This window comes from Streptosporangium roseum DSM 43021 (genome assembly GCF_000024865.1).
Lineage (GTDB): Bacteria > Actinomycetota > Actinomycetes > Streptosporangiales > Streptosporangiaceae > Streptosporangium > Streptosporangium roseum.
On record NC_013595.1, the window covers coordinates 4,951,286 to 4,965,007 of the forward strand.

The 13,722-nt window shown below is 72.0% G+C and carries 13 protein-coding genes; 8 read left to right on the top strand and 5 right to left on the bottom strand.

Annotated features, from left to right (window positions below; genetic code table 11):
* Positions 1–110: 110 nt before the first annotated feature.
* The 4 genes from SROS_RS21540 to SROS_RS21555 all read left to right on the top strand — a co-directional run bounded on the left by SROS_RS21540 (position 111) and on the right by SROS_RS21555 (position 6,864).
* Positions 111–3,380 (top strand): efflux RND transporter permease subunit, encoded by a 3,270-nt coding sequence (locus SROS_RS21540; RefSeq protein ID WP_012891050.1) that lies wholly within the window; start codon positions 111–113, stop codon positions 3,378–3,380.
* Positions 3,381–3,554: 174 nt separating this feature from the next.
* Positions 3,555–4,985, top strand: a complete 1,431-nt coding sequence (purB, locus tag SROS_RS21545) for an adenylosuccinate lyase (RefSeq protein ID WP_012891051.1) — start codon at positions 3,555–3,557, stop codon at positions 4,983–4,985.
* 16 nt (positions 4,986–5,001) lie between these two features.
* Entirely contained in the window at positions 5,002–5,772 is a 771-nt protein-coding gene (locus SROS_RS21550; RefSeq protein WP_012891052.1) for a GNAT family N-acetyltransferase, read from the top strand.
* Between the two features lie 69 nt (positions 5,773–5,841).
* Complete coding sequence (locus SROS_RS21555) at positions 5,842–6,864, top strand: DUF4037 domain-containing protein (RefSeq protein WP_148269151.1); 1,023 nt, start codon at positions 5,842–5,844, stop codon at positions 6,862–6,864.
* A 214-nt stretch (positions 6,865–7,078) separates the two neighbouring features.
* Here SROS_RS21555 and SROS_RS21560 read toward each other — a convergent pair whose 3' ends face one another.
* Positions 7,079–7,840, bottom strand: a complete 762-nt coding sequence (locus SROS_RS21560; protein ID WP_012891054.1) for a MerR family transcriptional regulator — start codon at positions 7,838–7,840, stop codon at positions 7,079–7,081.
* A gap of 176 nt (positions 7,841–8,016) precedes the next feature.
* On the bottom strand, positions 8,017–8,658 hold the full coding sequence (locus SROS_RS21565; protein WP_012891055.1) for an alpha-ketoglutarate-dependent dioxygenase AlkB family protein: 642 nt from the start codon (positions 8,656–8,658) through the stop codon (positions 8,017–8,019).
* Positions 8,659–8,667: 9 nt separating this feature from the next.
* Here SROS_RS21565 and SROS_RS53910 point away from each other — a divergent pair, with 9 nt between their 5' ends.
* Positions 8,668–8,790: a hypothetical protein gene (locus tag SROS_RS53910; RefSeq protein WP_281048017.1), complete on the top strand. Its 123-nt coding sequence runs from the start codon at positions 8,668–8,670 to the stop codon at positions 8,788–8,790.
* A 61-nt stretch (positions 8,791–8,851) separates the two neighbouring features.
* Positions 8,852–9,106 (top strand): helix-turn-helix domain-containing protein, encoded by a 255-nt coding sequence (locus tag SROS_RS21570; protein WP_012891057.1) that lies wholly within the window; start codon positions 8,852–8,854, stop codon positions 9,104–9,106.
* A 261-nt stretch (positions 9,107–9,367) separates the two neighbouring features.
* Here the strand turns inward: SROS_RS21570 and SROS_RS21575 are convergent, their stop codons facing one another.
* Both SROS_RS21575 and SROS_RS21580 read right to left on the bottom strand, forming a co-directional pair.
* The gene (locus SROS_RS21575) at positions 9,368–10,495 is read right to left on the bottom strand and encodes a tyrosine-type recombinase/integrase (protein WP_012891058.1); all 1,128 of its coding nucleotides are present in this window, start codon (positions 10,493–10,495) and stop codon (positions 9,368–9,370) included.
* Positions 10,496–10,592: 97 nt separating this feature from the next.
* Complete coding sequence (locus tag SROS_RS21580) at positions 10,593–11,486, bottom strand: AraC family transcriptional regulator (protein ID WP_012891059.1); 894 nt, start codon at positions 11,484–11,486, stop codon at positions 10,593–10,595.
* Between the two features lie 174 nt (positions 11,487–11,660).
* Here SROS_RS21580 and SROS_RS21585 point away from each other — a divergent pair, with 174 nt between their 5' ends.
* Positions 11,661–12,143, top strand: a complete 483-nt coding sequence (locus SROS_RS21585) for a hypothetical protein (RefSeq protein ID WP_043652549.1) — start codon at positions 11,661–11,663, stop codon at positions 12,141–12,143.
* A gap of 217 nt (positions 12,144–12,360) precedes the next feature.
* Here SROS_RS21585 and SROS_RS21590 read toward each other — a convergent pair whose 3' ends face one another.
* Positions 12,361–12,921 (bottom strand): hypothetical protein, encoded by a 561-nt coding sequence (locus tag SROS_RS21590; protein WP_245564692.1) that lies wholly within the window; start codon positions 12,919–12,921, stop codon positions 12,361–12,363.
* A 203-nt stretch (positions 12,922–13,124) separates the two neighbouring features.
* On the opposite strand from SROS_RS21590, the gene SROS_RS21595 reads away from it, so the two are divergent.
* Entirely contained in the window at positions 13,125–13,715 is a 591-nt protein-coding gene (locus SROS_RS21595) for a very short patch repair endonuclease (protein ID WP_342632937.1), read from the top strand.
* Positions 13,716–13,722: the final 7 nt, after the last annotated feature.

A 13,722-nucleotide genomic window follows, 5' to 3' on the forward strand; every position in this document is an offset into this window, starting at 1 on the left:
CGCTTCCTGAGAAGGTTATCAGGAAAGCAAGGCGGCGTTAAATATTCGTATAAGGCGAAGTGTTAGTGTGGGCAAAACTTATTGTGCCGTCCCCCTAGGAGTCCGCCCCCATGACCGCCTTGGCCAGGTTGAGCCTTGCCAACCGCAGCCTCGTCATAATGATCGCGGTCGTGTTGAGCGCGTTCGGCGCCTTCGCGATCCCGTCGCTGAAACAACAGCTTCTGCCGTCGCTTTCGTTCCCGGGCGCCTTCGTGGTCGCCCCCTACCTGGGTGCCTCTCCCGAGATCGTGGAGGAGCAGGTCACCAAGCCGATCGAGGACAGCTTCCAGGGCATCGAGGGGGTCACCGAGGTCACCTCCACCTCCCAGGAGGGGATGTCGCAGGTTCAGGTGGCCTTCGAGTACGGCACCGACATCGACGCGGCGGTGGCGAAGATGCAGCAGGCGGTGGCGCGGATCGGCACCCAGCTGCCCGACGGGGTGGACCCGCAGGTCCTGGCCGGCGGCACCGACGACATCCCGGTGCTGGTGTTGGCGGTGGGGACCGGCGGTGACGAGCGGGCCATGGCCGACAAGCTCCAGCGGATCGTGGTGCCGGAGCTCCAGGGCATCGACGGCGTCCGTGAGGCCACGGTGACCGGCGCCCGCGACGAGACCGTGGTGATCACTCCGGATGTCAAGAAGCTCGCCGCGCGCGGGCTGGCGCCGACGGCGGTGACCGATGCGCTGCGCGCCAACGGGCAACCGGTCCCGGCGGGCAGCCTGGTGCAGGACAAGGCGTCGCTGACGGTTCAGGTGGGCAGCCGGATCGCCTCGATCGAGGATCTGAAGAACCTCTATCTGATCCCCGCGGCTCCGGCGCAGGCCCAGCAGGCTCCGGCCCAGGCCCAGGCGCAGCAGGCCGCCCAGCAGGGACGTCAGATGCCGGGGCAGCAGAGTGCGGCCGCGGCCCAGCAGCGGGCCCAGCAGGCGCAGCGCCCCGTGGCAGCGCCCAAGCCGGTGAAGCTGGGCGAGGTGGCCGAGGTCGAGCGTTCGCTGGCCACCAGCACCTCGCTGACGCGCACCAACGGCGAGCCGAGCCTGGGGGTGTCGGTGACGATGACGCCCGACGGCAACGCGGTGGCGATCTCCCATGCGGTCAACGAGAAGAAGGCCGAGCTGGTCCGGGCGATCGGCGATTCGGCGCAGGTGACGGTGGTCTTCGACCAGGCGCCGTATGTGGAGCGCTCGATCGAGGACCTGACCACCGAGGGCCTGCTGGGTCTGGTCTTCGCGGTGCTGGTCATCTTGATCTTCTTGCTGTCGGTGCGTTCGACGCTGGTGACGGCGGTGTCGATCCCGCTGTCGGTGGTCATCGCGCTGATCGCCCTGTGGCTGGGCGACTACTCCCTCAACATGCTCACGCTGGGGGCGCTGACGATCGCGGTCGGGCGGGTGGTGGACGACTCGATCGTGGTTTTGGAGAACATCAAGCGGCACCTGGGCTACGGCGAGGCCAAGCGTGATGCGGTGCTGGCGGGCGTGCGTGAGGTGAGCGGGGCGGTGACGGCCTCGACGCTGACCACGGTGGCGGTGTTCCTGCCGATCGCGGTGGTCGGCGGCATGGTGGGGCAGCTGTTCGCGCCGTTCGCGATCACGGTGACGGTGGCGCTGCTGGCTTCGCTGCTGGTGTCGCTGACGGTGATCCCGGTGCTGGCCTACTGGTTTTTGAAGGCGCCGGTGCTCAGCGCCGAGCAGGCGCGCGTGGTGCGTGAGCAGGCGGAGGCCAAGGAGCTGCGCAGTCCGTTGCAGCGGGCCTACATGCCGGTGTTGCGCTTTGCGACCAAGCGGCGCCTGGTCACCGTCCTGGTCGGCGTCGTGATCTTCGTGGGGACGATGGGCCTGGCCGGCCGGCTGGAGACCAACTTCCTGGACTCCTCGGGGCAGAACACGCTCTCGGTGACGCAGAAGATGCCCGCCGGCACGGACCTGGCCACCACGGATGCGGCGGCCAAGAAGGTGGAGGAGGTGCTGGGCTCCCTGAAGGACGTGGAGGGCTACCAGGTCAACGTGGGTGCCGGCGGCGGGTTCATGGGCGCCACGGGCGGTGGCGGCGATCGCGCCTCCTACTCGGTGACGGTCGCCGAGGGCGCCGACACCGCGGCGCTGGAGAGCGCACTGCGTGATCGGCTGAAGACGCTGGCCGATATCGGCGAGGTCACCGTCGGTGGCGCGCAGGGCGCCCCGGGCGGCGGTTCGACCAACCAGCTTCAGGTGATCGTCCAGGCGCCGGACACCGCGACGTTGCAGAGCGCGGCCGAGGCGGTGCGCGGCGCGATGGCGGGACTTGACGGGCTGCGCGATGTCTCCTCCAACCTGCAGGCCAGCGGCCGGCGCGTGGAGGTCCAGGTGGACCGGCGCAAGGCGGCGGCCAAGGGATTGACCGAGGCGCAGATCGCGCAGGTGGTCGCCCAGCGTTTCCGTGGCGCGCCGCTGGGCCAGATCACCCTGGACGGGCGGGCCAGTGATCTGATCCTGCGCCTCGATGAGGCGCCGGAGGATCTGAAGGCGATCGGTGCGCTGAAGCTGCCGTCGGCCGCCGGCGAGGTCGAGTTGTCGGATGTGGCGAAGGTGGCCAAGGTCGACGGGCCGACGCAGGTGACGCGGATCGACGGTGAGCGCAGCGCGACGGTGTCGGGTACGGCCACCGGCAGCGACCTGGGCAGTGCCACCGCGGCGCTGACGGCGAAGCTGGAGGGGCTGTCGTTGCCGGCGGGGGCGAAGTTCACCATCGGCGGCGTCAGCGCCGACCAGGAGGAGGCGTTCGGCCAGCTGGGTCTGGCGATGCTGGCGGCCATCGCGATCGTCTTCATGATCATGGTGGCGACGTTCCGTAGCTTCGTGCAGCCGCTGGTGCTGCTGGTGTCGGTGCCGTTCGCGGCGACCGGCGCGATCGGCCTGCTGCTGGCCACCGGCACGCCGCTGGGCGTTCCGGCGCTGATCGGCATGCTGATGCTGATCGGCATCGTGGTGACCAACGCCATCGTGCTGATCGACCTGATCAACCAGTACCGGGAGCAGGGGATGGGCGTGGTGGAGGCGGTGATCGAGGGCGGCCGGCGGCGCCTGCGGCCGATCCTGATGACCGCGGTGGCGACGATCTTCGCGTTGATCCCGATGGCGCTGGGCCTGACCGGGTCGGGCGGGTTCATCTCCCAGCCGCTGGCGATCGTGGTGATCGGTGGCCTGCTGTCGTCGACGCTGCTGACGCTGGTGCTGGTGCCGACGCTGTATGTGATGCTGGAGCGGACCAAGGAGCGGTTCGGCCGCGGGCCTCGGCCCGGCAGGCACGAGGCCGAGGTGAAGGTCTACGACGCCGACGAGCTGGCCTCGGCCCGGTAGGCACCCGCTTGGGATGAGGGACGCCGATCGCCGTACGGTGGAGTTCACGCCGTACGGCGATCGGCTGTTTGCCGGGGGTTCCGGGCGCCGGGGCGGCGGTGTTCTCACGCCGCGGCGGGGTGGGGGTGACCCTGTGCGGGCCGTGGTGGCGGCATCGCAATAGACTGACGCAACGTGACTGCCAAGCCGCGTATCCCCAATGTCCTGGCCGCCCGCTATGCCTCGGCGGAGCTGGCCCGTCTGTGGTCTCCCGAGTACAAGGTGGTGGCCGAGCGCCGCCTGTGGCTGGCGGTGCTGGCCGCGCAGGCGGAGCTGGGAGTGTCCGTCGCCCCGCAGGCGGTGGCCGACTACGACAAGGTCGTCGAGCAGGTGGACCTGGCCTCGATCGCCGAGCGGGAGCGGGTCACCCGCCATGACGTGAAGGCCCGGATCGAGGAGTTCAACGCCCTGGCCGGGCATGAGCACGTGCACAAGGGCATGACGTCGCGGGATCTGACCGAGAACGTCGAGCAGTTGCAGATCCGCGACAGCCTGCTGGTGGTGCGTGATCGGTGTGTGGCGTTGCTGGCGCGGCTGGGCGGGCTGGCGGCCGAGCATTCGGGCACGGTGATGGCGGGCCGGTCGCACAACGTGGCCGCGCAGTCGACCACGCTGGGCAAGCGTTTCGCCTCGGCGGCCGATGAGCTGCTGGTGGCCTTCGCCCGGTTGGAGGAGCTGATCGCCCGTTACCCGCTGCGCGGTATCAAGGGTCCGGTCGGCACCGCTCAGGACATGCTGGATCTGCTGGGCGGCGACCGGGGCAGGCTGGCGGAGCTGGAGGATCGGGTGGCCGGGCACCTGGGGTTCGCCCGGCGCCTGACCAGCGTGGGGCAGGTCTATCCCCGGTCGCTGGACTACGAGGTGGTCACGGCGCTGGTGCAGCTGGCGGCCTCTCCTTCCTCGCTGGCCAAGACGGTCCGGCTGATGGCCGGGCACGAGCTGGTCACCGAGGGGTTCGCCGAGGGGCAGGTGGGGTCTTCGGCGATGCCGCACAAGATGAACACCCGTTCCTGTGAGCGGGTCAACGGGCTGACGGTGGTCTTGCGCGGTTACGCCTCCATGGTCGGGGAGCTGGCGGGCGACCAGTGGAACGAGGGGGACGTGTCGTGCTCGGTGGTGCGGCGGGTGGCGCTGCCGGATGCGTTCTTCGCCTTCGACGGGCTGGTCGAGACGATGCTGACGGTGCTGTCGGAGTTCGGCGCGTTCCCGGCGGTCATCGCCGCCGAGCTGGACCGGTATCTGCCGTTCCTGGCGACGACGAAGATGCTGATGGCCGCGGTGCGGGCCGGGGTGGGCCGGGAGAGCGCCCATGAGCTGATCAAGGAGCACGCGGTCGCCTCGGCGCTGGCGATGCGTGAGCGGGGCGCCGGAAACGAGCTGCTGGAGCGCCTGGCGGCCGACGAGCGTTTCCCGCTGGACGCCGCGCAGCTGGCCGAGCTGCTGGAGCAGCGGATCGCGTTCACCGGTGCGGCGGCCGAGCAGGTGGAGGCGGTCGTGGCGCGCGTCGGTGAGGTCGTCGCCCGCTATCCCGCCGCGGCCGCCTACGCTCCCGGGGCGATCCTCTGAAAGGGATGCGGCCGCGGTGAAGGGGACGGAGCTGCGGGCCGCCGCGGAGGTGGCGGCCGCCTGCGAGGACGACACGCTGCTGGTGTGGGCGGCGCAGGGGATGCGCGACGGGGTGCGGGCCTGGACGCTGGGGGAGGCGGTGGCGGTGGCCAGCCCGGAGCTGAACCGGCGTGATCGCCTGACGGTGCGGGGCCAGGCGTCGCAGGTGGCGGCCCTGGTACGGCTGGCACTGCCGGAGCTGGGGCCCTCCTACCGGCTGCTGGGCGATCGGGCGTTGATCGTGGAGCTGGGGGAGCGGCTGCCCGGGACCGGGCAGGCGCGGCCGTTCGAGTGGATGGACACCGGCGCGAACACCGGCAGGGAGGGGGCCGCGGCGGACGGGGCGGATCCGGGGCGGGCCGGGTGGCTGGAGGGCGCCGACGAGGAGGTGGGCGCCCTGCTGGCCGGGGCGTCGCCGTCGTCGTGGGCGGTCCCCGGCCTGCCGGGGGTGCGCCGCTGGGCGGGACTGCGCGCGGCGGGCGGAGCCCTGGTGGCCACGGCCGCCGACGCCTGGTCGTGCCCGCAGGTCGGGTTCGTCGCCGGAGTGGCCACCGACGCCGCCCATCGGGGCCGCGGGTATGCCCGGCGGGTGTGCCGGTTCGCCTTCGCCGCCCTGGCCGCCGAGCACGGGCGGGTGGCCCTGATGGTCGACACCGACAACCGCGCCGCCATCGGCGTCTACGAGCGTCTGGGCATGCGCGGGCGCCCGGTGGCGGCCGCGACCATGGGCGGGACCACGGACGGGTGAGCCGGCGGCGGGCGGCGGGCGGCGGAAAACCTGGTGCGTGGGGCGGCCACGCCCGGCAAAGTGGACGAAATGATGTCCAGTTTTGTGCCTGGTCTGGAGCTTTCGCGCAACTTCTATGAGCAGGTCGTGCAGCCGATGGTCGCCGATGTGCCGCACAGCGCGGCGCTGATCGGCGCCGGCTCCGAGGTGCTGGCGTTCGACACCGAGCGCTCCACCGACCACGACTGGGGACCCCGGGTGGTGCTGTTCGTCGCCCCCGAGACAGCCGGCGCGCTGCGGACGTCCATCACCGCCGCCCTGCCGGCCACCTTCGGCGGCTACCCCACCGCGTTCGGCGACGGGCACGGCATCCAGGTCACCGGGCCCTCCGCCTGGCTGACGGAGCGGCTCGGCTTCGATCCGCTGGCGCAGATCAGCGCGCTGGACTGGCTGTCCACCCCCTGGCAGCGGCTGGCGGAGGTCACCCGCGGAGAGGTCTTCCACGACGGCCTGCAGGTCCTGGAACCCACCCGCAGCGCCCTGCGCTGGTATCCGGGAGACCTGTGGCGGTATGTGCTGGCCTGTCAGTGGCGACGCCTGGCCCAGCAGGAAGCCTTCCCCGGCCGGTGCGGAGAGGTCGGCGACGACCTCGGCTCGGCCGTGCTGACCGCGAGCCTGACCCGTGACCTGATGCGGCTGGCCCTGCTGATGCGCCGCCGCTACCCGCCGTACGCCAAATGGCTCGGCAGCGCCTTCACCCGCCTGCCGGGCACGGCCGAGATCGGCCAGGCACTGTCCGGCGCGCTGGCCGCCGACGGCTGGCGCGAGCGGCAACACCATCTGGGCCGCGCCTATGAGCGGGTGGCCCAGATGCACAACCGGCTCGGCCTGAGCCGGCCGCTGGAGACCACCACCCGCGGCTACTACCAGCGGCCCTTCGAGGTCATCGACGGCCTGCGGTTCGCCGACGCGCTCACCGAGGCCATCACCGACCCGTGGGTGCGGGCCCTGCCACCGCTCGGCTCGGTCGACCAGTTCGGCGACTCCACCGATCTGCTCACCTGCCCCCGACGCTGCCGGGCGGTGACGCGGGCGGCGCTGGAAGGGCACTGAGGAAAAGCGCCGGAAAAAAGGGGGAGTGGGGCCGCCGGGGAGACGGGAGAGCCCCGCCGGCGCGGCGCAGCCCACCCCCGCACCGGGGACGAGATGCCTCGCCGAGGCCATGTACGGCGAGGCCGCCCCCGGCACACCCCCGGCCCCTGCACCCCCGGAGCCCGTCGTCCCGCTACGGGGCCGCACGCCCCGGCGCGCGGGGGACGCCTCAGCGCTAGCGCTGGGCGCGGTCGGCGTTGGCGTGAATGGCGTCACGGATGTAGACGCTCAGACCGGTGGCAGCCGACTCGTAGCCGGCCGAGAACCGGGGATCGGCCACATACATCTCGCCCAGGCCCCGGTGGATGTCATAGGAGCAGTCGTAGCACCAGCGGGTGATGTGCGCCCGGTGCTCTTCGGCCAGCTCCATCGCCCGCTCACCGCCGGCCGGCAGGCCCTCGGCGAGGGCCCTGGCGAAACCCTCCACCGTCTGGGCCGCCTCGGCTTTGAAACGGACCCAGTCGGCCGCGGTCATCGCGGTCATGCGCCGCTGCGACTGCGCGAACGCCTCGCCGCCGCCCCAGCGTTCGCGCGCCTGGGCGTCGTGCGCTTCGGGGACGAAATCACCGAATATCTCAAAGCGTTCCTCCGGGGTCAGCGAGATGTCCATACTGTGTGCCTCCATGGCGTGCTCCACCGCCGCGGCCATCGTCTGCAACCGGCTGATGCGCCGCATGAGCAGCTCGTGCTGGCGCCGCAGATGCGTCAGCGCGTCGGTGCCGCTCTCGTCGAGGATGACCGCGATCTCCTCCAGGGGGAAGCCGAGCTCACGGTAGAACAGCACGTGCTGCAGCCGCTGCAGGTCCGCCTCGCTGTAGCGGCGGTAACGCGCAGCGGTGCGCTGCCCGGGTGACATCAGGCCGATGTTGTCGTAGTGGTGCAGCGTGCGCACGCTCACCCCGGCGAGCCGGGCCACCTGCCCGACCGAATAACCCATGCCCCCCCTTTTTCCTGTGTCGTTTCCGACCCGGCCCAGCATGTGCCCTGCCGTTACGTGAGGGTCAAGCCGGCCCGATGCCGCGCAGCCCCGGCCGGGCAACCCCGGGCCCGACCGGCGCAGGCCCGCCAGGGGGAGGGCCTGCGTGGCGCGCCCGCCTTCCGCATACGCGCCCGCTACGGCAGGCCGCCGGACAACCCCTGGCCCGACTGGCGCAGCGTGATGTTGAGCCGTCCCTGGATCAGGTCGTGCGGGCCGGTCCCGGGCAGGATCCGCCGCACGCCGTGGAAGGCCAGGCGGGAGGGCCCGCCGAAGACGAACAGGTCGCCCGACTCCAGCCGGACATCGCTCCAGGGCCTGGCGCGGGTGGCGGTGTTGCCGAACCGGAACACGCACGCGTCTCCCAGGCTCAAGGAGACCACCGGAGCCGCGGCGCGCTCGTCCCTGTCCTGGTGCATGCCCATCGTGGCCGCGTCGTCGTAGAAGTTGACCAGCGCCACGTCCGGCTCGTAGGGGCCGCCGAGGGTCTGGGCCACCGCCGCGCGGCCCAGCTCCGCCAGCCACTGCGGCAGCGGTTCGACCGGCTCGTCGGTGTAGCGGTAGGGGCGCCAGCGCCGGCCCAGGCACACGGTGCGCACCGACATCAGGCCGCCGCCGGGCAGCCGGATGCGCTCCATCCCCAGCGGCGGGCGCGCCCAGGCGCGGCAGGCCCGCACCAGCTGCCGTTGCCGGGCGGGGCTCAGCCAGTCGGGCACGTGAACCGCGCCCGGGGCGATCTCGGCGCGGCAGCGGCCGATCAACGCGTCCACGCCGGGCATTTTACGCCGGTGGGCCCTCCCTTCCGCAGGATTGTGCCCCTGCCGGAGCGCGTGCACGACGAGCCGCCGTCCACCGGGCAGCCGGCGCCGGGCGAGCAGATCTCGGCCGCGCTCTTGATCTCCACCATGTGACACGTCCCGGATGCCCAATACATATACCGGCGTTGTTGTCGCGGTTGCTAGAGTGCCTCACATGGTTCGTCCTCCACTGACCCAGCTCGACCACGAACGCGGCCACCGGCTGGGCGCGATCCTGCGCCAGGCGCGGGGCACCCGCAGCATGGCCGAGGTCGCCGCCGCCGCAGGACTGTCGGCCGAGACCCTCCGAAAGATCGAAACCGGCCGGGTCCCGACCCCGGCCTTCTTCACCATCGCCGCCCTCGCCCACACCCTGGGCATCTCCCTGGACGTCCTGGCCGAGGTCGCCGCCGCCGAACGCGCCGCCTGACCCCTCCCGCACCCCCACGGGCACCCCCACGGCCCCCCCGCAACAGCCCTCCCACGACACCCCCACGACCGGCGTATGCGACGGAGCGGCCGATGGCGCCGGCGGCCGGGTTGCCGACGCGGCCGAATACGGCGGCAACCCCCCCGTGAACGCGGCCGGCCCTGACGACGACCCCTCAAAGACCCCGCCGTCAAAGGGCCCCGCGACCCGGCCGCACGGGCCGGCACCCCGAAACGGCGCCGGCCCGCACCCCCAAAACCCTCACCCGCCGCCGGACGGCCCGCGCAGCAGCGGATGAGCCCGCATCGCCACCTCCAGCTCGCCGGGCAGCTCGTCGCGGTAGCGGCCCAACGTCGCCAGATCACTGTGCCCCAGCACCCGCCGCACCGCGTCCATGTCCACCGCGTCGGCCAGCAGATGGGTGGCGGTGGTATGCCGCAGACCATGCGGCGTCACCGAACGCCGCCGATCGGGATCCACCCGCCGCTGCACCCGGTCGATCACCGCCTGCACATCCCCCCGCGCCAGGCGCCTGCCCCGCCACGACAGCAGCAGCGCCTTGTCCTGCACCTCGGCCCGGCCCCGCTCCAGCAGATAGGCCTCCAGCACACGGGCCACATCACCCGGCAGCGGCACATCACGCGTCTTGCCGCCCTTACCGAAGATCCGCCAGTAACGCACCCCGTCGTTGGTGTAGAAATCCTCCACATTCGCCCGCACCAGCTCCGAGACCCGCGGCCCCATCGTCGACAGCAGCAGCACGATCAGCGCATCGCGCAGCTCGGTGCGCTGGTCCCGCCGTCGGCCACGCCCCGCACCCGCCGGCGAGCCGTCGGCCCCCGGCGCGGCCCCCGGCGCGGCCACTGTGCCGCCCAAAGCCCCCGCCTCACCCCGCGCACCACCCCGGCCGCCGCCGTCGCCGCGGTGACCACTGAGATCACGCGCCGCGCCGATCAGCCCCTGCGCCTGCTCACGGGTCAGCGCCCGCCGCTCCGGACGCAACCCCCCGCGCTCCTTGGCCGTCACCGTCGCCAGCGCCATCGGATTGATCTGCACCCAGCCCGTCAGCGTCGCGTGCTTGAACAACGCCGAGACCGACCGGCGAAAACGCGACTGGGAGGAGGCCGACTGCAGCCCGGCACCCGGCTCGGCCCGCCGCCCGTCGGGCTTACGCGCGAAAGCCAGCAAAATCGCATCCACATCCTCGCCGGTCAGGTCATCCAGAACCTTCCCCTCACCCGCCAGCCGTACGAACGTGGCCACATCCCGCGCATAGACCTCCGCCGTCGCCGACGACAGCGCACCCGTCAGCGTCTTGGCGCGGATCAGCTCCACATAGCGATCGGCCGACTCCTGGACGGTGAGACGATTCAGATCCGCTGGCCGCATGGTTTCAGGAACACCCTTCCTCGACTACGCCGACCGTCGTGCCGACCGTAGCGGCCGGCACCGACAACAACCCGCCCGCCCGCACCGCGCAGGACACTCACCCGCCTGCCCGCACCGCACCCGGACTCACCCCGCGCACCCGCTTGAAGGCCGCGCTGAAGCCGAACGCGTCGGCATAGCCCACCTGACGGGCCGCCACCGCCACCGTCGTACCCGGCCGCGCCAGCAGCTCGGCCGCCAGCGCCATCCGCCACTCCGTCACATACGCCAGCGGAGGCCGCCCCACCAGCGCGGTGAACCTGCGCGCGAACGCCGCCCGCGACATCCCCGCCGCCCCGGCCAGCGACACCACCGTCCAGCCCGACGCCGGAGCGGCATGGATCATCCGCAGCACCCGCCCGATCCGCGGATCCTCCAGAGCCGTGTACCACAGCGGCGCGCCGGCCTCCTCACGCGCGAACCACGCCCGCACCGTCACCACCAGCAGCGTCTCCAGCAGCCGCTCCAGCACCACCTGACGGCCCGGCGCCACCCCGGCCGCCTCCGCGCCCACCAGCTCCAGCACCGGCGCCAGCCGCACGTCCCCGCCCGGCACCACCAGCAGATCGGGCAGTACGGCCAGCAGCCGCCCCGGCAGCTCCCCGCCCAACCGGCAGGCGCCGGTCACCAGCAGCGCCCCACCCTGAGCCCCACCGCCCGCGCCGAACTCGCCCCGGCACTCGTCGCCGTGCACGACGATCTGCGGCGGGGTCTGCGGCGGATCGGCGATCACGAACGGCCTTTCGCCGCGCGCCAGCACCACATCGCCCGGCCCGAGCGCGCGCGGCCCGCCGCCGGCCGCGACCACCCAGGCCCGGCCGGCGACCATCGTCGCCAGCCACAGCCGGCCCGGCGCCACGAACCGCAGCGACCACGGGGGACAGGCAGGCGGACGGCCGAACACCCCGCCCCGCGCCCGGACCCCATCCAGAAGATCAGCGATCACATCCACCCGCCCAAAGTAGACGATCACACATGCCGGCGCCCGCAGCGCCTATAGGAAAGTCTCATCAGAGGACGAGCGGCCCGCCCCGAACGGGGGACAGGCAGCCGACCGGCCCGCCCCGCTCACCGCCCACCCCGAAACAGGGGCGGATCGGCCGCCCTGGAACCGTACGATCACCCCATGCCGAATCTCGGACCCACAGAGCTACTGATCATGCTGGCGCTGTCGGCCGTCGTGATCACTCTGATCATCGGCGCGGCGGTCACACTGCTACGGCGCGCCCCACGCCGGCAGAACGACCCGCACCCGCAGCTCGACGCCTCGCAACTGCAGTGGCAGGCAACCGCCCTGATCACCGCGGGAAAAGTCGTGCCCGCGATCAAACTCGTACGCGAGCAGACCGGCCTGGACCTCAAGAACGCCAAAAGATACGTCGACGACCTACGCGCCGGAAGAACCCCCGCGCCGCCGTACCACCACGGCGCCACAGCGGCATACCCGCCCACGCCACTGCTGCCACCCGGCCACGGCGCCGACCTGGCCACCCGGGTCCGCCTGCTCAAAACAACCGGCCGCAGCGGACAGGCCGTCCTACTGGTCCGGGGCGAAACCGGCATGAGCGAACCCGACGCCCAACGCTTCGTCGACGCCATCCAGACCTGAGCACCCCCGCCCGCCGAAAGCCACCCGACCGGCCTCGGCAAGAGCCCACACGCACGAGCACGCAAGCGACCGGCCCCCACCCCGCGGACAGACCCCCACCGGGACCAGCCCATACGGCGGCCGACAGCACAGAACCGGACAGGCCGCCGGCGAAACCACACCCCCAGCCCAGCCGCACCGGGGGAGCGGCCCCCACCAGACCCCTACGGCAGAGGGCTCACATGTAGGGGCGGGCGACCGCCACCAGCTCCGCCACCGCGTCAGCCGTCCTGACCAGCAGCGCCGACGGGGGAGTCCGCTCGCGCACATCCTCGGTCCTGATCGCCATCACCGCCGGAGGACTGCCCAGATCGCCGTACCGGACGGCGACGGCCTCGGTGATCGCCCCACTGGCGTCGGCGACCACCTCCTTGACCGGCCTGAGCGGACCCGAGATGGACAGAAAACCGATCAGCGCGGCAAAGCGCAACTCATCGGCCAGCGACGGGACCGGCCCGCCATCGTGAGCAGGAAGGCCGGGCCGATCCAGCCAGAACACCCCGCCGTGCAGGAACCCCGCATAAGACGCCTCACCATGCCGGAGCGTCCGCACCGTGTCGGCCAGCAAACGCCCGAACTCATCCAGATCCGCATCCGGCGGCAGATCGGTGGTGACCAGCAGCGGCACTATCAGCGAATCCAGCATCAGCAGCATCCCTCCACGAGTCGGCTCATCGTAGGGGGTGGCACCGACAATCTTGGCGAGCACATCCGCACCCGGCGCGTCGAGCACCCCCACAGAGCACACCCCGACGGCCGGAACACGCCGGCAGAACAGGCCGGCGCAGACACCCCAGGCCGACACCCGCCCACGACCCGGAACGGAACACGCCCCCAGCACCCCCCGGATAGCCGCCTCCCACCCCTCCGGGACCCGCCCCCCACCCCGCGGGCCTGCCCCCCACGACCTCACACCCGCCCGCCCCCGGACGTTGACCAGATATGAGCACACACCACCCACCGGCACCCACCCACCAGACGGGACAGGGAAACACCGGCCACCCGCAGAGCGCCGCAGCCGCCGCACAGATGCCGCGCCCCCCGCAACCACCACACCCACCGAAGGCCTCCGAGACACCGGGCTCCTGGGCGAGCACGCCCGCGACCCGCCGGGTGATGCAGGCCAACAGATCACGCGACACCAGACCCGAACTCGCGATCCGCCGCGCCCTGCACGCCATGGGCCTGCGCTACCGCGTGGCCAGGCGCCCCCTGCCGCACCTGCGCCGCACCGCCGACCTCGTCTTCGGACCAGCCAAGATCGCCGTCTTCGTCGACGGATGCTTCTGGCACCGCTGCCCCGACCACTACGCACCACCCGCCTCCAACCGGGCCTACTGGAAAGCCAAGATCGACACCAACACCGCCCGCGACAGCCAGACCACCACCACCCTGCAGCAAGCCGGATGGACGGTCATGCGGTTCTGGTCACACGAAGACCCCTCCGACGTCGCCGCCCGGGTAGCCGCCCAGGTCCGCTCCCAGCAGCCGGCCCCGCGCCCCGCCGCCCAGCGACAAGGACAACTCTTTTGACACCCCC